The sequence below is a fragment of the Sphingomonas sp. TF3 genome (assembly GCF_003985085.1).
Taxonomy (GTDB): Bacteria; Pseudomonadota; Alphaproteobacteria; order Sphingomonadales; family Sphingomonadaceae; genus Sphingomonas.
Map to the genome: position 1 here is coordinate 1 of NZ_RWKS01000006.1, position 20,218 is coordinate 20,218.

Annotated in this window: 20 protein-coding genes, 1 tRNA gene and 1 pseudogene; 17 read left to right on the top strand and 5 right to left on the bottom strand. The window is 62.6% G+C overall.

The window, feature by feature from the left end:
* The 3 genes from EJC47_RS06460 to EJC47_RS06470 form a co-directional block, all read left to right on the top strand.
* The coding region (locus EJC47_RS06460; RefSeq protein WP_148110545.1) for an EAL domain-containing protein at nucleotides 1-428 on the top strand (428 nt) is incomplete at its 5' end.
* A 71-nt stretch (nucleotides 429-499) separates the two neighbouring features.
* Complete coding sequence (locus EJC47_RS06465; protein WP_260591493.1) at nucleotides 500-2,953, top strand: ATP-binding protein; 2,454 nt, start codon at nucleotides 500-502, stop codon at nucleotides 2,951-2,953.
* Nucleotides 2,954-3,016: 63 nt separating this feature from the next.
* Entirely contained in the window at nucleotides 3,017-3,406 is a 390-nt protein-coding gene (locus EJC47_RS06470) for a response regulator (protein ID WP_033962951.1), read from the top strand.
* A 102-nt stretch (nucleotides 3,407-3,508) separates the two neighbouring features.
* Here the strand turns inward: EJC47_RS06470 and EJC47_RS06475 are convergent, their stop codons facing one another.
* Entirely contained in the window at nucleotides 3,509-4,249 is a 741-nt protein-coding gene (locus tag EJC47_RS06475) for a Crp/Fnr family transcriptional regulator (protein WP_052191946.1), read from the bottom strand.
* A 52-nt stretch (nucleotides 4,250-4,301) separates the two neighbouring features.
* Here EJC47_RS06475 and EJC47_RS21550 point away from each other — a divergent pair.
* The 8 genes and pseudogenes from EJC47_RS21550 to EJC47_RS06510 form a co-directional block, all read left to right on the top strand.
* Nucleotides 4,302-4,640: pseudogene (locus EJC47_RS21550) on the top strand (toll/interleukin-1 receptor domain-containing protein); the annotation flags it as partial.
* A gap of 78 nt (nucleotides 4,641-4,718) precedes the next feature.
* Nucleotides 4,719-5,381 carry a hypothetical protein gene (locus EJC47_RS21555; RefSeq protein ID WP_409574477.1) on the top strand — a complete coding sequence of 221 codons (663 nt, stop codon included), beginning with the start codon at nucleotides 4,719-4,721 and terminating at the stop codon, nucleotides 5,379-5,381.
* A 156-nt stretch (nucleotides 5,382-5,537) separates the two neighbouring features.
* A complete protein-coding gene (locus EJC47_RS06485; protein ID WP_126846204.1) occupies nucleotides 5,538-6,338 on the top strand; it encodes a hypothetical protein in 801 nt (266 codons plus the stop codon).
* Between the two features lie 18 nt (nucleotides 6,339-6,356).
* A complete protein-coding gene (locus EJC47_RS06490) occupies nucleotides 6,357-6,755 on the top strand; it encodes a hypothetical protein (protein ID WP_033962950.1) in 399 nt (132 codons plus the stop codon).
* Between the two features lie 14 nt (nucleotides 6,756-6,769).
* Complete coding sequence (locus EJC47_RS06495; RefSeq protein WP_126846206.1) at nucleotides 6,770-8,569, top strand: adenylate/guanylate cyclase domain-containing protein; 1,800 nt, start codon at nucleotides 6,770-6,772, stop codon at nucleotides 8,567-8,569.
* A 228-nt stretch (nucleotides 8,570-8,797) separates the two neighbouring features.
* A complete protein-coding gene (locus tag EJC47_RS06500; protein ID WP_126846208.1) occupies nucleotides 8,798-9,415 on the top strand; it encodes a hypothetical protein in 618 nt (205 codons plus the stop codon).
* Nucleotides 9,416-9,453: 38 nt separating this feature from the next.
* Nucleotides 9,454-9,936, top strand: coding sequence for a hypothetical protein (locus EJC47_RS06505; RefSeq protein ID WP_126846210.1), 483 nt, complete (start codon nucleotides 9,454-9,456; stop codon nucleotides 9,934-9,936).
* A 196-nt stretch (nucleotides 9,937-10,132) separates the two neighbouring features.
* Complete coding sequence (locus EJC47_RS06510) at nucleotides 10,133-11,293, top strand: hypothetical protein (protein ID WP_137902275.1); 1,161 nt, start codon at nucleotides 10,133-10,135, stop codon at nucleotides 11,291-11,293.
* 35 nt (nucleotides 11,294-11,328) lie between these two features.
* On the opposite strand, the gene EJC47_RS06515 is transcribed toward EJC47_RS06510, so the two are convergent.
* Together EJC47_RS06515 and ald are read right to left on the bottom strand one after the other, a co-directional pair.
* Complete coding sequence (locus tag EJC47_RS06515) at nucleotides 11,329-12,702, bottom strand: S1 family peptidase (protein ID WP_260591494.1); 1,374 nt, start codon at nucleotides 12,700-12,702, stop codon at nucleotides 11,329-11,331.
* A gap of 41 nt (nucleotides 12,703-12,743) precedes the next feature.
* Complete coding sequence (gene ald / locus EJC47_RS06520) at nucleotides 12,744-13,850, bottom strand: alanine dehydrogenase (RefSeq protein WP_033962942.1); 1,107 nt, start codon at nucleotides 13,848-13,850, stop codon at nucleotides 12,744-12,746.
* Between the two features lie 127 nt (nucleotides 13,851-13,977).
* On the opposite strand from ald, the gene EJC47_RS06525 reads away from it, so the two are divergent.
* From EJC47_RS06525 to trxB, 6 genes are all read left to right on the top strand, one after another.
* A complete protein-coding gene (locus EJC47_RS06525) occupies nucleotides 13,978-14,418 on the top strand; it encodes an Lrp/AsnC family transcriptional regulator (RefSeq protein ID WP_033962939.1) in 441 nt (146 codons plus the stop codon).
* A gap of 134 nt (nucleotides 14,419-14,552) precedes the next feature.
* Nucleotides 14,553-16,487 (top strand): potassium transporter Kup, encoded by a 1,935-nt coding sequence (locus EJC47_RS06530; RefSeq protein ID WP_033962934.1) that lies wholly within the window; start codon nucleotides 14,553-14,555, stop codon nucleotides 16,485-16,487.
* Nucleotides 16,484-16,993 (top strand): 2'-5' RNA ligase family protein, encoded by a 510-nt coding sequence (locus tag EJC47_RS06535; RefSeq protein WP_033962932.1) that lies wholly within the window; start codon nucleotides 16,484-16,486, stop codon nucleotides 16,991-16,993. The genes EJC47_RS06530 and EJC47_RS06535 overlap by 4 nt, the downstream gene beginning before the upstream one ends.
* Nucleotides 16,994-17,050: 57 nt before the next feature.
* Nucleotides 17,051-17,127 (top strand) — tRNA-Met (locus EJC47_RS06540).
* A gap of 110 nt (nucleotides 17,128-17,237) precedes the next feature.
* Nucleotides 17,238-17,618: a VOC family protein gene (locus EJC47_RS06545; RefSeq protein WP_126846214.1), complete on the top strand. Its 381-nt coding sequence runs from the start codon at nucleotides 17,238-17,240 to the stop codon at nucleotides 17,616-17,618.
* Between the two features lie 103 nt (nucleotides 17,619-17,721).
* Complete coding sequence (gene trxB, locus EJC47_RS06550; protein WP_126846216.1) at nucleotides 17,722-18,690, top strand: thioredoxin-disulfide reductase; 969 nt, start codon at nucleotides 17,722-17,724, stop codon at nucleotides 18,688-18,690.
* Between the two features lie 10 nt (nucleotides 18,691-18,700).
* Here the strand turns inward: trxB and EJC47_RS06555 are convergent, their stop codons facing one another.
* Nucleotides 18,701-19,495 (bottom strand): hydrolase 1, exosortase A system-associated, encoded by a 795-nt coding sequence (locus EJC47_RS06555; protein ID WP_033962929.1) that lies wholly within the window; start codon nucleotides 19,493-19,495, stop codon nucleotides 18,701-18,703.
* Nucleotides 19,483-20,217 carry a hypothetical protein gene (locus tag EJC47_RS06560; protein WP_126846218.1) on the bottom strand — a complete coding sequence of 245 codons (735 nt, stop codon included), beginning with the start codon at nucleotides 20,215-20,217 and terminating at the stop codon, nucleotides 19,483-19,485. Before EJC47_RS06560 ends, EJC47_RS06555 begins: the two co-directional genes overlap by 13 nt.
* Between the last annotated feature and the right edge of the window lies 1 nt (nucleotide 20,218).

Below are 20,218 nucleotides of genomic sequence, written 5' to 3' on the forward strand. Positions count from 1 at the left end.
ATCCCGAATGCGCGATCTCCAATCTTCAGATTTTTGCAGATCGCGGTATCGTCATTGCGATCGACGATTACGGTGCCGGCTTGTCCTCGCTTGCCTATCTCAAGCAGCTCCCTGCACGCGAACTCAAGATCGACAAGATGTTCGTGCTTCAGCTGACCAGCAGCAATCGTGACCCGCTGATCGTACGCTCCACCATCGATCTCGCCCATGCTCTGGATATGGAAGTGACGGCGGAGGGCGTGGAGACCCAGGCAGCGATGGCGCTGCTTTCGGTCATGGGGTGTGACATGGTGCAGGGATATTTGATCAGCCGCCCGATATCGATCGATGCCTTTCGGTGTTTCCTGCACGAATATCGCGCGCGCCCCGCAGAGGATGACCGGCAATCGATGTTTAAGCGGCCTGCTACGTTTTGGAAAAGCGCTTAAGAACGCGATTTTCGGTCAGTTAGTGCGAATTTAAGGACTGTTCTGACAGTAAGGGTGCGATGAGGCACCTTATGTTCCGTTTGATCCTGGCGCTATCCCTGATGGCGGTCGGCGCGTGGGAGCTCGATCGGCCGGCCGTTGCGCAGAGCTTGGCGCAATGGGATGTCCGCTACGACGCGCTGGTGGCGGACGCCAAGGCACAAATGTTCGGCGACCCGTTGATCGCGATTGAACGCGCGAGAGCGGCGGAGGGCGTCGCGTCGCATCTCGCGATGGCGCGGCGCAATACGGCCGTGGCGACCGCGCAATGGCTTCAGGGCGAAGCATATCTGCGCCTGAACGACACAGCGCGGGCGGAGCCGCTCATCGAACGCGCGATTTCACTTGTCGCGAAACCCGCTTCGCCAACAAAACTCTATGGCGATCTATTGCTGTCGCGTGGCGGCTTGAGGTTGGCAAAAGCAGATGTCGCGGGGGCTCTGTCGGCGTATCAACAGGCGCATAACATCTTTCGAGATATTGGCGACGCGCGCAGCCGCGCTATCGCCATCGTCAGTATCGGTTTTCTCTACCAGGAGGCCGGTGACTTTAAAACGGCTCTACGATATTTTGATCAGTCGGCCGATATATATCACGGAGACCAGCGGCTTCTATTTTCTATTTATACGAACCGCGGCATTTGCTTGATGGATTTCAATAAAATTATCCAGGCGCAAACTGCCTTTCGAAAGGCGCTGGCGCTGGCGCACGATTTGAAAATGCCGGCACTGGAGGCGAATACGCTTCGGAATATCGCGCGGGCGCAATTGTTCGCGGGTCAGCGCGCGGCCGCCGAGCACAGCATCGCGCTTGGGTTACAAGCCGATCGTGGAACGGATGCCGCAACCTCCCGCAATCATTTCCTGGTGTTGTCGGCTTGGGCAGCGCGATTGCGCGGTAACCTTGCCGAGGCCCAACGTCTGATTGAGCGGGCTTTCGTCAACGTCGATGGGAACACTTCGACGCTCGACCTGCGCGAGGGCCATCTGGTCGCATACGACATTTACAAAAAGACCCACAATCAAGCTCAGGCGTTGGTCCATCTGGAAGCTCTGAAAGAAGTCGACGATAAAACCTCCAAGCTCGCCGCGTCTGCCAATACCGCGCTCGCCGCTGCTCGGTTCGATTTTGCGAACCAGGAACTGAAAATTGAGAAGCTGAAGCGCGCGCAGTTGCTCCGCAACATCGAAGATGCCCGAAACCGCGCACGCACCCAGCAAACGATCTTTGGCGGGCTCGCCGTGGCGACCGTCATCATCGTGTCGATGCTTGCCTTTGGCTTGGTCACGATCCGTCGCAGCCGCAACGAAGTCCGAGCTGCAAACGTCGATTTGGCAAAAACCAACGAAGCGCTTGGCCGGGCATTGGCCGCCAAGACGGAGTTCCTTGCGACGACCAGTCATGAAATTCGCACGCCGCTCAACGGGATCCTGGGCATGACTCAGGTTATGCTGGCCGATCGCGGCCTGGAGGAACACCTGCGCGACCGGATTGGCGTGGTTCACAGTGCCGGCGTGACGATGCGGGCGCTGGTGGATGACATTCTCGATGTCGCGAAGATGGAGACGGGCAACCTTACGATCGAACATGTGCCCTTTGACCTCAAGGGCATGTTGCGCGACGTTTCGCGGCTTTGGGAAGAGCAGGCGCGGGGGAAGGGGCTGGATTTTGTTCTCGATCTCCAATCTTGCCCCGAGTTCATCGAAGGCGATCCGGCAAGGATGCGGCAAATTGCCTTCAATCTGCTCTCTAACGCCCTGAAATTTACCGAGAGCGGCCAGATCACCGTCCGCGCCGCCGCCGAGGGGACGACCCTCCGGATCGGTGTCAGCGACACGGGGATCGGTATCCCAGCGGAGAAAATTGGCATTATCTTCGAATCGTTTCGTCAAGTCGATGCCGGCACGACGCGCAAATATGGCGGTACCGGGCTTGGGTTGACCATCTGTCAGAACCTCGCCCGTGCAATGGGCGGCGATGTGACCGTGGAGAGCGTGCCGGGTGCAGGTACGACGTTCACGCTTTCGCTGCCATTGGCGCTGGCAGCGGCTCCGACGATCGAGACGGCCTCGGCCGCTGCCACGCCGGAAGCGTTGCTGATCCTCGATCGCAATCCGATCTCGCGCAGTATGTTGCGCGCAGTCCTGGAAGCGCGCGCGGGCACGGTGCTGTTTGCAGCAAGCGTGGAGGAAGCGGTCGCCCGGATCGCGCAAGGCGGGGTCACCCGTGTTCTGATCGACGATGCGACAGTGCAGGCGGAGAGCGATGTCGACCTGGGCCTGGCGGCGCTGGGGGCGACCGGGGCGGTCACGACGTTGCTATGGCGCGCGCCGGATATCGAAGATTGCACACGCTTTGCGTCGGCGGGTATTGACCGCGTCATTGCCAAGCCTATCGCGGGTGCGGCGCTGGCGGCCGCGATGTTTGGAAATGCCGCGCCATCGGACGTTTCCGCATCGGAGGTGCTTGTAACGCAAGCGGCATGAAACGATAGAGATGCACACCATGGCGTATTTTTACTCTCGTGATTCCGTAGTGGAGTGCTCCCGGTGAACATTCTGTTCATCGAAGATGACCCGATGAATCGGCGCGTCGTGAAGGACATGCTCGATGTCGCTGGTGCGACGATGACCGGTGCGGAGAGCGGAGAAATTGGACTGGCGCTGATCGAGGCGCAGGATTTCGAGATCGTCCTGCTCGATTTACGGATGCCCGGTATGGACGGGTTTGAAACACTGCGGCGCATCCGTGCGCGCGGCGATGCCAAGGCGCATCTCCCGATCATCGTGGTGACTGCGGACACAGCGGTGGATTTGCGCGAGCGTTGCCTTGCACAAGGGGCAGACGAAGTGTTGTTCAAGCCCGTGGCGATGGATTCCCTCTTCGATGCGATCGGCCGAATGTTGGCCAAGGGCGCGGGCGACGGGATGATTGGATGACCTCAGCCGTCCCGTCCGGTTCGCTACAAAAGGGGAGCGGTCGGGACGCTGAACAGGCCGGAAGCTAAAGGTGGGCGCAGTGATGCGCGGTGCGAGCCGAGGTTATTCGGACAGCGACGCGTCCCCGCCCTGGCGCTCGATTTCCGCAGCGAGCGCGGATACGGCAGCGATTACGACATCCTTGCCGGTCCGGGCAATCAGGCCGAGCGCGGACAACCTCGCAAACTCCCGGCTGACGACTTCGCGTTGCGTTCCCACCAATACCGCCATCTCGGCATGTGTTGGAATGCCGATAATGCGGGCCCTGTCCTGCGCCACGCCGCTCGCCCGGGCCATCCGTAGCAATTCCATTTGCAGGCGGCACGGTGCCGGTATCGCACCCAGTCGGAAAACCTGGGCGCTGAGGCTGCGGACCATTGCGGTGAGATCTTCCAGCAGAGCTTGGGTGAAGCCCGGGCAGTCGGACAAAAGCGTTTTGACCAGCGTCTGGGGCAGCCGCCCGATCTCCGCCACGGTCAAAGCGAAGACGTTGGCCGATCGAGGTGCTCCGTCGATGGCGGCCAACTCCCCGAAATGCGCGCCCACTTCCAATCGGCGATATCCGATTTCACGACCGGCACGGGAAAACTGGTTCGCCAGCAAAGTTCCTGCAGCAACGATATAGACGTCTTCGCCAGGTTCCTGTGCCCGCACGACCTGCTCACCACGTTGATAGATCCGCCACACGGTGTGCGCGGCGACATGCGCGCGCTCTGCGCGACTCATGTGGCGGAACAGCGCGCAACGGTCCACAGCCGCTACTGCGGCTGGCGAGATTTGTTTTGATCCACCAACATCTTGCATCAAACGCTCAATGCCCTAGGCATTTCGCGTTGGCCAGCCGGGGGGCGAGTACGTGGCACAGTCTGGATCTTATATAGCGTTTATCAGTTACAGCCATAGCGATCGGTATTGGGCCGAGTGGCTGCACCGCACGCTGGAACGATACAGACCGCCGCGCCACATCGGCGCGGATTTGAATAAACCGACCCGCCTGCGTCCGATATTTCGCGACCAGGCGGAACTGTCGGCCGGGCCAGATCTTGGCGACTCGATCCGAAGCGCGCTGGATCGCTCTTCTCATTTGATTTTGTTGTGTTCTCCGTCGGCACTTGCGTCGCGTTGGGTCAATGCGGAATTGGCCCATTTTCTCACCACGCACTCGGTGGATCGCGTTCTGTGCGTGCTTGTCGGCGATTCGCAGCCCGGAAAGTCCCTGTTGGAGTGCCTCCCGGAGGGATTGCGCGAGGCTCTGCCTGTCGGACAGGAGCCCTTGGCCGCCGATTTGCGTGTTGGCGGGGACGGGCGACGGCTGGCCCGGTTGAAACTCGCGGCAGGACTGCTGGGCGTTGGGCTCGACCTCCTGGTACAGCGCGACGCGCGGCGGCGCACGCGCCTGATGATGGCGATTACCGCGGCTGCAGTGTCGCTGAGCGTTGCCTTTGGCGGGCTCGCGCTTGCCGCGATCGATGCCCGGCGGCTGGCTCAGCGCCAAGCCGCCGAAAGCGAGGATCTGGTCGCCTTCATGCTCGGCGATCTGCGCGGCAAGCTGGAGCCGGTGGGGCGACTGGACGTGCTCGACGGGGTTGGCCGCAAAGTGCTCGATCACTATGCCCGCATCGACGATGACCGTCTGGACGACCCTGCGCTGGCCCAGCAAGCAAAGGCGTTGACGCTGCTCGGTTCGATTCGCGTCAAACGTGCGGACTTGCCTGGTGCCGAACAGGCCTTTGCGAGCGCGGCGGCCACATCGGCGCGGCTGGTCGCGCGTGCGCCGCACGATGGCACCCGCCTGTTCGACCATGCGCAGAACGTATATTGGCTGGCGTTCGTGCAGTGGAAGCTGGATCACGTCGCAGCGGCTGAACGCGGCTTTGCGGAATATGCCCGGCTTGCCGATATGCTGGTGCAGATCGACCCCAAGCGTGCGGACTAGCGACTGGAGCCTGCCTATGCGCGGAGCAACCTGGGCACCCTCCTTCTGGAGCAAGGGCGTTATGCCGATGCGCTCGCCGCCTTTGAGGTGGCACGCTCCGGGTTTAAGAGTGCCAGCCAGAAGGCTCCGGGAGACAGTGATCGCCTGGCGGATCTGGTGGATGCACAAAACTGGGTTGCGGACGCGCAATTTCTTCTGGGGAATTTGCGGGAGGCCTATGTCGAACGCGCGACCGCCTCGACGATCCTGCACACCCAGTTCGCGAGCGATTCGGCAAACCGGCCTTTGGAAGAAAAGGTGTTTATTGCCGATATTGCCCTGGCGCGACGGGCGCTCGACCTTGGAAAACTGGACGAGAGTGCCGCGGTGCTGGGGCAGGCGCGGACAGGCCTCGCCAAGCTGGTCGCGTTTGATTCGGGCAATGCGGTGTGGCTGGGGGACACGGCGCTCGCCGATCTCGATGCAGTGGATTTGGCGCTTGCCAAGGGAGACCTTCCGGCGGCTCGCGCGGCGCACGCCGCCGCCCGGCAACGGATTGCCCGGCTGCGTTTGACCGGTGGGACAACCTGGCGCTGGAAGCCGCTGATCGAAGGGCGGTGGCGGCGCCAGGAGATCGAACTTTCGCAACGCTCGGGCGACCCCGACAGCGCCTTGCGGGCGGCCGCTTCCCTTTTGGCGGAGGTAACGGCGCACCCGCTCCGCAAACAACCGGGACAAGTCGCGATGCTGGTTGGCTTTGCGCGGCTCGCACGCGGGGAAGCAGATCTTGCAGTCGCAGCCTTAGCTCCGCTTGAATCGGTTTTGCCACCTGAAGGGCGCGATACGCTTGCTCGCGCATGGTTGAAACGTGGCGACGCGGAGCATGCGCAGAAAACCGTTCGAAGTCTTTACGCCTCGGGCTATCGGCGGCCAGATTTTCTTGCCTTTTGGAAGAAATCGGTTTTAAATGACAGTTAGTGACGACGGGGGATCATTATGACTCAAGTTTGGCCTGCACTGACAGCAGAAATTGTTATCGGAATCGATTCGACTTACAATTTTATGAATTATATCGATCCGGAAAACCCGGTTCCGCTGGTTCTGGCGGTCGATGAGCCAACCACCATCATATTTTCCCTGAAAGACGATCTCATTACATCCGGTTGGACGTTTCAGGATCGCCCTTTCGTTGTCGGTGCCGACTACAGTATAAATTTCTCCAGCTATAGCTGGCTTGATAACAGTGTTGGGGATGTTGCTGCCCCGAAGACGAAATTTCGCTTGGTTTTCCAATGTGCACGGCTTGGCGTGTATGAATATAGCTTGATGTTCGTCGATAGCCACGGCCAAAAAATCGGCCTCGATCCCAAGATTGAAAACGGTGGGGGTCAGTAAGACCGCTGCCGCCATTGCGTGATGCAGGAGTTGAGGATGCTCGTCTCGCCGCGCTGATCCGTCGCGGCGAGCATCTTGCTGCGTATGATCTGGCCTATCGACGCATCGAGCGCGATGGCGTTTCTCCAGCAATTGCGCATGCTGCGGTTCTCTGTCTGGCGCGATCCGGAGCGACCGATTTTGCGCGGCTTGAATATGCCCGCTGGCGCCTGGGTGGCGATCCGGACGATGCGGAGGCCGCGACGCTTGGTGCGCGCCTTCTAAAAGACGTCGCCCTGGCTTCGTCGGGGGCGCGACGCCGGGCTTTTGCGCGCGCGTCGGCTCTGCGGTACGCGGCAAGCGACGCGCGCCACGGCGGTCTATACAGCGCGATCAACGTTGCCACGATGAGTCTGATCGCGGGGGACAGGGATCGCGCGCGCCAGGCCGCCGAAAAGGTGCTGTCCAGCACGGTGGTCGAAGGGGACGCAACCGAATCTTATTATGCCCTCGCAAGCCGCGCAGAGGCGCAGGTCCTGCTTGGCGCGCCCGAGGCGGCGGCGGAAACGCTGGCGCAGGCAATCGCACGGTCGCCGCAGGATTATACCGCGCACGCATCGACCCTCGGGCAGATCGATATCATTTTGCAGGAGCTGGGTGCTCCCAACACATGGCTTGCCCCGCTGCGCCCGCCGCGCGTTGCGCATTTTACGGGGCGCATCTTCAACTTGCCAGAATCTCGCGATCAACCAACAGATCCGAGCGCGCGCCGGACCGAGGCACTGGCTGCGGAAATGCAGGGCGTGTTGCGCACGAACCGCGTCGGTTTCGCTTATGGGGGGCTGGCTGCCGGAGCGGACATTTTATGGGCTGAGGCGTTGGTTGCCTGCGGCGCAGAACTGCATGTGGTGTTGCCTACCTCTGTCGGCTCCTTCGTCGCAAATTCGGTTGCGCCCTTTGGGCAAGGCTGGGTCCGTCGCTTCGAGGCATGTCTTGCTTGCGCTCAGTCGGTTCGACTTGCGACCAAGGATCCATATGCCGGCGACGATCAGGTGTTCACCTATTCGAGCCAGTTTGCGATCGGTTGTGCCATCCTTCGCGCCGAGGCTTTGGCGACCGAAGCGGTCCAACTCGCGGTTTCTGGCGGAGACGCGCAATCCAACGTAGCTGCCGATCTGGCATATTGGGCCGCAGCACCGCGGCGGCAGGTCATCCTGACGCTCGATCGGGCACCCCTTCGAGTGGCTCCGCGCGCTCAGACTGCGCATCCGCCGACGGTGATGAAGGCGATGCTGTTTGTTGACGTGCGGGGTTTCGGCAGCTTGCGAGATGATCAGATTCCGGCGTTCTTCGGCGTTGTAATGGCGCAAATCGCGCAGGCGGTGGCGACGCTGGCGCGTAAGCCCGAACATATCGAGACATGGGGGGACGGGGTGTTCCTGGTGTTCGACCAGCCGGCCGATGCAGCGGAGGCGGCGTTGGCGATCCTGGCGGCGCACCGGCGACTGAACTTGCGCGCGCGTGGATTGCCGCGCTGGCTCGCGTTGCGCATCGGCGGGCATTACGGACCGGTCCACCTGCTGATGAATCCGATCCTGGGAAACCAGGCGGTGGTGGGCTCGCACGTCGTCGTTGCGGCCCGGATCGAACCGAATGTCGCGCCGGGATCGGTCTATGTCAGCGAAGCCTTTGCCGGGGCCCTTGCCACGTTCCATGCGGATCGCTTCCGATGCGGCTATGTTGGGCGGACCAAGGCTCGGCGCGACTTTGAACCCCTTTCGATCTTCAATGTCGTGCGCCGAGAGTGTCCCGATATGCGGAGCTGTGCGAGATAGCTTCGCGACCTGTGTGTTTTTTCACATCCTTTCGCGGCCGTAATGGGCACGGAAATCAAGAAGATCGCGTATTCTTCGAACGGCTGATTGTCCGGACGAGGGAAGGGGTTCCGACATGGATAATTCGCCCGATGCCTCTGTTCCTGGTCGACGGGTCGCGTTCTTCGCGGTTCCGCAGCGTGAAGGCTGCGGGCGCTCGGCGGTCGAGTGGCGATTTGGGGAAGCGCGGTGGCGATAGAGCTGAATTTCGTCAATAACTCCAACGATGCGAACAAGTCCGCCGTTGTTCTTTTCCAGAAGAACCTTGCGAGCACGCCGGACGACGCGCCGATCGCCTGGAAGGTGATTGCGGACTGTGCGCCGGGCCGAACACATCGTTTTATTTTCCCCACTGCCATAGAAGTCGTCGCAACCGATGAAGCCGGGGTGCCGACCGGTCCGGTGTCGGGCTGGGACGCGCAATATTTTGTGGTCGGCCACAATAGCTCCGACTGTGCGGTTGCGCTGGGGGCTGCGGAAGCCGCACCTGGCGAAGTTCATGTTCGCAACGCGTTACCGTATGCCCGTATTACCGCCAATGTCTTACGCGATGGCCGACTGCTCGCCATCAAGGCAGGCGTTCAGCCGCAGCAGATGGCGGTCTTCCAGCTCAAGCCGTCGCTGTGGGTGGGTACGGCGTCGGCGGTTTCGGAAGGGCAAGCGATCGATCCGCAAATGCTTTCCACCGTTAAAACTGAACTGTCCTTGCTCGGCTTGGCCAGCGCGGACATTGTGATGAGCGGCGGCGGCGGCGATGCCACTTCCACCCCGTTTCGCTTTTCCCTGCAAAACGTCGTCATGGCTTGAGTGGCGATGCAGGATCCTCGGGCGGAAAGGGATTGTCGTTGCTTCGCAACATGACCCGCTTCTGGACCGCCAACGACGGTCGCCTCGTATTCGAAATCATTTTCGACCGTGCGTGGCGCGCGGGGGATCTCGATCCGCCCGCTGTCGCGATTGTGCGATGTGCCTCGTCGCTCGACGAGCGCCACGAGGTCGCGATTTACGAAGATCGGCCAAGCTGGTTCGCCGTCGACTTCTCATCGGGCTACCATGTTCACGGCACGCTGCGGCAAATGGGGGACGTTTTGATCGAGGGGACGCCGTGTCTCACGATTTTTGCCGACATCCATTATCGGCAGCCAGGGCACGAACACCTGTTCCATTTTGACGGCGGCATGGTCGCCTGCCCAAGTGCTGCGCTGAATGAGCAGGGTACGCGTCACCGGCGGTATCCGGGGGAAGGTCGACCAGCATTCGCAGACTCGCGTCGCGGAGACGCCAAAACAGTGTCTTCTGCCAAAAATCCGCGGTTCCAATCCATATGACAATATATGTCGAAGTACGTTGGTAGATTTAATAATGTGATTTTGGGTATTTCAAATGCATTATAGTGATGTTCAATTTGTGTCGTACGTTGCAAATACGGTTGGATCCGATCCCGGCGGGGACGATTTTCAGAATATAGCCTTGGATGGCACTTCTCTCGATGTTGAGGCGCGATGCGCGTTGATGGCGCGTGCTATGGAAACCGCGCGTGAGGCGCTGGCTGCGACGTCGTCGTCGTGCGCGGGACCGGTGCTCAAAGTCTTCATGGCACCTGAATGTTTCTTCTACAGCCCGCGGCAGGCCTATCGAACGGACGATGTCCAGCGCACGATCGCGCGGTTGCAAGCGATAGCCGCGGGCGGTGAGTGGTCGGACTGGATTTTCAGCTTCGGCACGATCGTCGGCACCTCCGCGCCAACGGTCAACGGCGCGCCAGGTGCATTCTACAATTTCGCCTTGATCCAGGAAGGGGGCGGTGCCGGTGCCGGGCCGGCTGGCGCTCGTATCCTGGCAAAACCGCTGATCCGCCGCACGGAAGCGGACGTGGGCGATCACCGTGCAGGCGGGGAGGCGACCAAAGGACTGCCGAAAGGGCCGCGAGAGCAGCAGCTCTCTGTTTATGACGGAGCCGGAATTTTCACAATGCGGGGGCTGACTTGGGCGGCGGACGTCTGTCAGGACGCGTCGCGTGGCCTGGTGGTTCGTGCGCCGCAATTGCCGGGGGAGCCGCAGGTTCAGATTCAGTTGCATCCTTCGGCGGGGTCGAGGGTTTCGCCGGATGGGATTGTCGCGGTCCCGGGCGGATTCGTGTTCAATGTCGACGGGGCAGGGCAAGACACGGTATTGCGGCAGGTCGGCACCCCGGATCCGATCGCGCCATGCGTACGTGTCGGGGTCTCCGACGATGTTCTGGCGCTGTCGGCGGAGACGATAGCGGTCGATCGTCTCTATCCGCAGGGGCCGGGCGAGATCGTTATTTTCGATCCGCAGCCGCTTCCGCCAGCGACCGATGTTCAAGGCATGCGGCAGAGCCTGCTGTGGCGCGCAAGCGACAGTTACCAGTTTGTTTTCGATCTAATCTATGACGAATATGGCCGCTTCTCGACCATCCTGGTCGCGCCTCGTCGCCTGCCGATCGATATGTTCCATGGGAACAGCTATTTTCTGCCGCTCGACATCGCGACCTGCGACCCTCTCGATCAGCAGGTCGAGATCACCATGTACCTCGGCGGCGGTCGCGATGGCTATGATTTCGCGCTGTGGTGCAAGATCGCGGTCCCGGGATTTGTGTTCGAGGGGGTAGCGTTTCAGTTCGGTCTGGATTGGGCCGGTCCCGCACCGCAGACCATCTGGTGACGATGGGGGCCGCCCGGCCGGTTCGTGAAACGGCGTTATCGCTCGCCCGCCGGGTCGTAGCCGCCAGGCATTGTGCCAGCGGGGCTGCTGACGGGGACGTCGGGAGCCGGTAGCGGTTGGATCAGGGGTGGCACCTTCAGCAATTGCCAGCCCGGCGGTAGATAGTCGACCGACATATAGAAATAGAAGACGCAAGAGCCGTCGCCGCGATAGCTCGCGCCCTTCAGCACGCCGAGCGCGGTGGTGCCGCTGAATACGGGCGATCCGCTATCGCCGCCCTTGCAGGTCGGGCCGGCGACGGTGACCCAGGTCGGAAGGCACGCCCCGCCGCACAGATCCCCCGCCGGGGCGAAGTCGGTCAGTTGCACCAACGCGCAGCTATAGCCCGTGCGTTCCCCGCGGTGGCAGACGAAATCGCCCGCGCGCGTGCTGGCGCGCCCGCGCTCGCCGGTAACAGGGCGAAGACGGGTGCGCGCCGTATCGGCATAGAAGGTCGGGGGTAGCGGCGCGTCGGCGGCATTGATCTGCACGTCGCGATAGCCCCAGCCCCATTGGCCGACAAAGGGCAGCGGTGTCGAACCCGCCTGCGGATCGCGATAGACCAGGTCGTCGACGCAGTGCGCGGCGGTGGTGACACCGTAGCGGATGCCGTCGGTAACCGTGAAACCCGTCGTACAGAGATACCGCCGCCCATCGGCCGGGCTGACGCCCTCGACTCGCGAGCCGCCTTCGGGCGCGAGATTGACATCGACATGGTTGAGCACGCGGACCTGAACCGGCACCCCCGCAATCGCTTCCAGTCGGGTCTTGAGCGCGGCGGTGCCTGCAGGTGCGTCGGCGCTGCCGATCAGGATCGCGAGTTCGCCCGTGCGCGGATCGAGTCCCATGCCCGGCGGCGTCCGCAGCGCGGCGCGCAACGCCGCTTGATGGTTGGTCATCGCCCAGATGACCTGCTCGCGGGTGACGCGTGCGCCGGTGCGAAAGACGATCGGCAGCGTGATGCCGCCCGCAATGATGCTCTGCGCGGGAACCGGTGTCGCGCCGGTCAGCGAGACCAGGATGCGATACGCCGGGCGGTGTTCGATCGCGATGCCGGCCAATCGGTCGCGATAGTGCTCGGCGATCGCGTCGGTCACGGGGATGCTTGCATTTTGCGCGGTGAGACGTGCGATCGCTTCGGGTTGGGATACGCCGAACTGCCGCGCATATTCGGCAGCATCCTCGGCCATCGCCTCCGCCTCGGTCTCGAGCCGCGCCGTGACGGCGAGCGGTGCTGGCGGGGCCGCGACAGTCGGCACCGCGACGGGCTGCACGGCCCGATCGGCAGGACCGGGGGCGGGGGGAACGGCTTGCGCGCGGGCCTCGATCGGTGACAGGATCAGCGCGGCGGCAAGGAAAAGGATACGCACCAAAGCGCGATACCAGCTTTGCCCGGCCGCCGCGAGCGGTCTCAGTGTGTCCAGGCTTCGAACGGCAAGGCGAGCGCTTCGGCGACCGCCTGATGGCGGATTTTGCCGCCGGACACGTTCAGACCATTGGCGAGGTGCGGGTCGGCCGCCATCGCCGCTTCCGCTCCGTGCGCGGCGAGCTTCAGCACGAACGGCAGCGTGGCATTGTTGAGCGCGAAGGCCGAGGTGCGTGCGACCGCGCCCGGCATGTTGGCGACGCAATAATGGATGACGCCGTCGACTTCGAACACCGGGTTTTCATGCGTGGTGGCATGGCTGGTTTCGAAGCAACCGCCTTGGTCGATCGCGATGTCGACCATCACCGCGCCGCGCTTCATCGTCTTGACCATGTCGCGCGTCACCAGCTTGGGCGCTGCAGCCCCGGGCACCAGCACCGCGCCGATCACCAGATGTGCGTTCTTCACCGCTGCCGCGATCGCGGCCTTGCTGGCGTAAGCGGTCTTGATCTGGCTGCCGAAGAACATATCGAGCTCGGCCAAGCGTGCGTTCGATATGTCGTAGATGGTGACGTCGGCGCGCATGCCGACCGCCATTTGCGCGGCGTTGACGCCCGACACACCGCCGCCGAGAATCGCTACCTTGGCCGGGGCCACACCCGGCACGCCGCCGAGCAGGATGCCGCGACCGCCTTGTTCCTTTTCGAGATAATGCGCGCCGACTTGCACCGCCATGCGCCCGGCCACTTCGGACATCGGCTTGAGCAGCGGGAGCGACCGATCGTTGGCGGTGACCGTCTCATAGGCGATGCAGGTCGCACCCGAGCGCATCAGCCCTTCGGCCTGCGGCTTGTCGGCGGCGAGATGGAGGTAGGTGAACAGCAAATGGCGCGGCTCCAGCAACGCGATTTCGCTCGGCTGCGGTTCCTTGACCTTCACGATCATGTCCGACTGCGCGAAAACGCTGGCGGCGTCGGGCAGGATCGTCGCGCCCGCCGCGACATAGTCGGCATCGCTGAAATCGATGCCGAGGCCCGCGCCGGTCTGCACCGCTACGCTGTGACCGGCGGCAACAAGCTCGGCCACCGATGGTGGGGTCAGGCCGACACGATACTCATGATTCTTGATTTCCTTGGGTACGCCGATCCGCATCTATCTTCTCCTTGTTGGGGGCAGTGTACAGGAGGCGTGGCGTAATGTGCTTGCAAAGATCGCGCGTTCGGCTGCAGAAATGCAATGCTGTTGCGAAGCAGCGCATTTGTACACAATATGATCCCATATGGACAGTATTGACCGCAACATCGTCGCGCAGCTCGGCCTGGAATCGGGCCTCACCAGTGAGGAGCTAGGCGCAAGAGTCGGCCTGTCGCCATCCGCCGCGCACCGCCGGGTGAAGGCGCTGGAGCAGCACGGGATGATTCTTGGCTATCGCGCGCGGCTGTCGCGCGCGGCGCGGGGCAACCCCTCGACGGTGTTTGTGTCGGTTACGCTCACCGATCAGCGGCAGGCGACGATGCTGGCGTTCGAACAGGCGCTCGCGCAGACCACCCAAGTCGGCGAAGCCCATCTGATGAGCGGCGAATCGGACTATTTGCTCAAGGTGCTGGTGCGTGAAGACGACAGCTACGAGCGAATCCACCGCGAAGTGCTCTCGACCCTGCCCGGCGTGCATCGGCTGGTGACACAGTTCACCATTCGTACATTGGCGAGCGAGGAATGATGTACGTTTGGCCGTGGCGCGTGCCGTTGCGGGGGGCGGGGACGCGTGCTATTGCGCCGCACCATTGGGGCGTTTGAACAAGTGCCGTCATCCATGATTTCTCGATATGACATCCGGGCAAGAACAGCCTTCGCGTGAGCACTGATCAGGCCAGCGCGGGCAATTTGCCTGCTGCACCCGACTCGGTTGACGTCGGGCTTCACCCACACGGCAGAGACGGCGTCGCCAAGCTTGCGCTTGGTGCGATCGGCATCGTGTTCGGCGATATCGGCACCAGCCCGATCTACGCCTTCCGCGAGACGTTTTCCGGCCATCACAAGCTCGCGCTCGATACTGTCCACATCATGGGGGTGGTCAGCCTGATCTTCTGGTCGATGATGATCGTGGTGACCTTCAAATATGTCACCGTCATCATGCGTGCCGACAATAAAGGGGAGGGCGGCAGCCTAGCCCTGCTGGCGCTGGTCAACGGCCGCACCAAGAACAAGCGCTGGTCGCGCGGGATCGTGCTGCTTGGTGTGTTCGCCACGGCGCTGTTCTACGGCGATTCGATGATTACCCCGGCCGTGTCGGTGTTGTCGGCGATCGAGGGCGTCGCGATCGCGTCGCCTGGGCTCGGCAAGTTGGTGCTGCCGCTGGCAATGGCGATCATCATCGGTCTGTTCTCGATCCAGCGCAGCGGAACCGCGCGCGTTGGGCTGTTTTTCGGGCCCATCATGCTGCTATATTTCGCGGTGATAGCGACGCTTGGTCTCATCAGCATCGCGCATACCCCGCAAATCCTGTGGGCGTTCTCGCCGCATTACGCGCTGGAATTCTTCGCGCTCGATCCGGCGCGCGCCTTTTTGGCGCTGGGCTCGGTGGTGCTGGCGGTGACGGGCGCGGAAGCGCTCTACGCCGATATGGGGCATTTCGGCCGCAACCCGATCCGGGTGTCGTGGCTGTTTGTCGTGCTGCCGGCGCTGATGTTGAATTATATGGGCCAGGGTGCGTTGCTGTCGCGCATGGGGACGGCGGCGTTGGAAAGTCCGTTCTATCTGCTCGCGTCCGAGCATTTGCGGCTGCCGCTGGTGGCGCTGGCGACGGCGGCGGCGGTGATTGCGTCGCAAGCGGTGATTTCGGGCGCGTTTTCGGTGACGCAGCAAGCAATCCAGCTCGGCTTTGTGCCGCGGCTGCGGATCGAGCATACCAGCGCGGCGACGGCGGGGCAGATCTACATTCCGCTGGTCAATTGGCTGCTCGGCGTGATGGTGCTGTTGCTCGTCATCTTCTTCCGCACCTCGTCCAACCTCACCTCGGCTTATGGCATCGCGGTTACGGGGGCGATGTTGATCGACACCTGCCTACTGACGGTGGTGCTGTTCCGCCTGTGGAACTGGCCGGTTTATTATTCGGTTCCACTGCTTTCGCTGTTCTTCATCGTCGACGGTGCCTATTTTACTGCCAACCTGACCAAGGTGCCATCGGGCGGCTGGTTCCCGCTGCTGGTCGGCTTCATCATCTTCACCATCCTGACGACCTGGTCGAAGGGGCGGCAATTGATGATCGACCGGATGCGCGAATCGGCGATGCCGATCAAAATCTTCATCCAGTCCGCCGCCACCTCGGCCACGCGCGTGCCGGGCACGGCGGTGTTTATGACCGCCTCGCCCGAGGGCGTGCCGCACGCGTTGCTGCACAACCTCAAACACAACAAGGTGCTGCACGAGCGGATCATCCTGCTCACCGTCAAGATCGCGGACGTGCCCTATATCGCCGAGGGCGAGCGCTGCTCGCTGGAGGATCTGGGCGCGGGCTTTCATCGCATGATCCTGCGCTATGGTTTTATCGATGAGCCCGACGTGCCGCTGGCGCTCGCCAATGTGCATCGTTGCGGCGCTGATTTCCGGATGATCGACACCAGCTTCTTCCTGGCGCGGCAGAGCCTGTTGCCGTCGTCGCATCCGGGGATGATGATCTGGCGCGAAAAGCTGTTCGCATGGATGCTCCGCAATGCCGAGAGCGCGATGGAGTTCTTCCGCTTGCCGACCAATCGCGTAGTCGAGCTGGGCAGCCAGCTCGAGATTTGAGCCAGGTCGCGCCCATCATCGTCACCGCGCTGTTCGGACGCAGCGATGCGGCGTGGTTCGACGATTTGCGGACGCGCCATTTTCCGCCCGAACGCAATCAGCTGTCGGCGCATCTGACGATGTTCCATCATCTTGCGCCAAGCCTAGAGCGCGAGCTGAAGCAGCGTTTGGCAGGAGAAACGCGGCAGGTGGCGGCCCCGGATGCGCGAATCGCCGGCGTGATGTCGCTCGGCGGTGGGGTGGCCTTCCGAATCGACTGTCCGTCGCTGGAGGATATCCGCGATCGCCTGGCCGATGCCTTTGCTCCGGTGCTGACGCCGCAGGACCGCGCGCCGTGGCGTCCGCATGTGACCGTGCAGAACAAGGTCGACCCGCCCGTCGCCAAGGCCTTGCAGGCCGAATTGTCGCGCGATTTCCGTCCGCGGCCCGTTCGAATCGCGGGGTTGGCGGCATGGTGGTATCGTGGTGGCCCGTGGGAAATGCTGTCGCGCCATATGTTCGCTTGACCGCTTCGCCGCGCATTCCTATAGCCCGCGCCTCGCGAGTGATTAGCGCCTGCGCATGGCGAAGTAGCTCAGTTGGTTAGAGCACGGGAATCATAATCCTGGGGTCGGGGGTTCAAGTCCCTCCTTCGCTACCACTCGCGACCTATTCCGCCTCGATCGATGATTTCCCAACCGGAACGAATGCGCTAGCTGCAGCCGTGACGCCGCCGATCAAGCGCGGCGCAGCCTGGGAAAGGGAGCAGCTATGTTTAGCCACATCATGATCGGATCGAATGATCTCGAGGCATCGCGTAAATTCTACGATGCCACGCTCGGCGCACTGGGTGCGCGGGCGGGTTCCGACAATCACGGTCGTATTTTCTATATGCACAATGGCGGGATTTTGCTGGTCACCAAGCCGATCAACGGCGAACCTGCATGCCACGCCAATGGCGGCACGATCGGGTTCGCGGCATCCTCGCCGGAGCAGGCCGACGCGTGGCATGCGGCGGGCGTCGCCGCCGGTGGTACGCCGATCGAGGACGATCCGGGTATCCGCGAAAACGGTGGGATGAAGCTCTATCTCGCATATCTGCGGGATCCCGCAGGCAACAAGGTCTGCGCGATGTATCGCTACGCTGCCTGATGTTGGCGGTGACGGGCCTCTTGCGCACCGTTATCGATCCACCATGTTGCCAGTCGGCCCGTCGCTGCCCTAGAGGCGGCGGGCCGACAGGACGAAAGCGACCATGACCACCCACAAGACGCGCATGTTGATTCTGGGCTCCGGCCCGGCCGGCCTTTCCGCTGCCATTTATGGCGCGCGGGCCGGCATGAAGCCGATTCTCGTGCAGGGCATCCAGCCCGGCGGCCAGTTGATGACCACCACCGATGTGGAAAATTACCCCGGCTTCGCCGACGTCATCCAGGGGCCCTGGCTGATGGAGCAGATGCAGAAGCAGGCCGAGCATGTCGGGACGACCCTGATGTACGACACCGTGGTGGAGGTCGATTTCAGCCAGCGTCCGTTCCGCCTGGTCGGCGATAGCGGTGACATTTACGAAGGCGATGTGCTCATTATCGCGACGGGCGCACAGGCCAAGTGGCTTGGGCTCGACAGCGAAGACGCGCTGAAAGGCAAGGGCGTCAGCGCGTGCGCGACGTGCGACGGCTTCTTCTATCGCGGCAAGAAGGTTGCGGTGATCGGCGGTGGAAACACTGCGGTCGAGGAAGCGCTGTACCTCACCAACCATTCGCCCGACGTGACGCTAATCCATCGTCGCGATTCATTCCGCGCCGAGAAGATTCTTCAGGAGCGGCTGTTCGCGCACAAGGGCATCACGGTCCTGTGGAACAAGGAAGTCGCCGAATTCGTCGACGGTGGCGGCACTGCCGGGCTCGTCGCGCTGGAACTGATCGACACCGTGACGGGCGAGCGGTCGCGTCTGGAGACCGAGGGCGGGTTCGTCGCGATCGGCCATCATCCGGCGACCGAATTGTTCCGCGGGCATTTGAAGCTGGATGCCGATCATTACATCTGGGTCGAGACGGGCTCGACACGCACCAGCGTGCCCGGGGTGTTCGCCTGCGGCGACGTTATGGACAAAGTGTACCGGCAGGCGGTCACGGCGGCTGGCACGGGCTGCATGGCGGCGCTGGACGCCGAGCGCTTCCTTGCCGAGGCCGAGTTCGAAATGGTGGCCGAGGCGGCGGAGTAAGGCTCTCCGCTCAGGCCGTTTTGGCCGGGCGGGACAGCGCCGCGACGATCTGCTGCTCCAGCCACTCCGCGTCGTGGGGGTGGGCGAAGCTGTGGCTGGCGGTCTCACAGACGTGGATCGACAGCGGCAGTTTGCTGGCGCGGGCGGCTTCGGCAAAGGCAAGCGCGGTGTTGTCGTGGCGCGCGAGGAGGATCGTGGTGCAACCACGCCATGCGGCAAGCGCGCCGAACAGCTCCATTGCGAGTGGGTTGGCAACCTTGGTTTGATTGCGAGCAATTTTCCTCAAGCCATTGAATAAGTATCGAAGATTTACGCCTCCGCGAGCCAGTCGGACCCACTCCCGCGGATTTTTGAGCTTGGTCGCATAGTGCGCGCGGATCGCCGCGGCAGGAGGAAGGGCGTCGTTCTGTTCGATCAGCCACGGATTGGCGAGGATCAGCGCATCGATCCCCGCTGACGCCCCGAATAGCGCGAGCGCGGTGGCCGCATCGCAATTGCCGAAGGCCACCAACCGTTCGACTCCGGTTGCCGCGCGGAAGGCGGTGGCGGCGCTGGCGATGTCGAGGCCCGAGGTGCGGAATCCGTTATTGTCGCCGGTCGAGTCGCCAATGCCGCGCCGGTCGAAGCGGAACACCGGCACCCCGCGCGCGGCGAGTCGCTGCGCGAGCAACGCCATGCCACGATGCGCGCCGATGCGGATTTCATTGCCACCCGATACAATGAGCAGCCCGGTCTCGCCCGTCGCGGTGTCGAGCGTGCCAACCAGCGTTTCGCCCGCGCACGCGAAGGCCGTTACCGTTCGCATGCGGCGATCCAGTCGGCGATGTCGTCGGCAAGCAACTGGGCGAGGGGCAAATCGTTACCTGGCTCCGCGCGTCGCCACAGCGGTGTGCCGGGAACATGGCGGTCGGCAGCCGCAGGATCGGTGTCGAGCCGGACAGTGCGTACTATGCCGCCGTCTTCGGATGTCCACGGGGTATAGCGCGAAAGGTCGGTCAGCAGTGCGGTGGAGATCAGGTTGCCGGCGATTTCGACCGGAGGGGCCGGCTGGTCGTCGGGTGCTTTCGGGTCGAAATACCAGTCCGTCTCCGCCAGCTTGATATGCGGCTGCGACGCCTGCTTGATCCGCTTCAGGTCGCGCAGCAGGCTGGGGCCGTTCTGCGGCGCGAAATGCCAGCGTCCGTCGAGCAAGGCCAGCTTGTCGAGCAGCGCACCACTGCGCAGTGCCACGCCATAACATCGACGATCGGCATTCCACGCGTCTTTGATCGCGCAATCGAATCCGTCGGCAATGTCGAGAATGCTGCAGCGTTCCAGCGGCAGCAGGCTCTCCCCCTGGCCGGGAAGATCGGGGAGCATCGCCGCCAACCCGCGCGCCGCCAATGCGCGGCAGATAGCACCCGCAAAGGCGCGCAGCCGATTGGCTTCCTCGAACAGCGGCAAGGCAATCGCGACGATTGGCCCGTTGTCAGGCCCGAAGCGCAGCATGGCCTCGCGGCCGCCGCTTGCCTGATACGAATCGATCAAG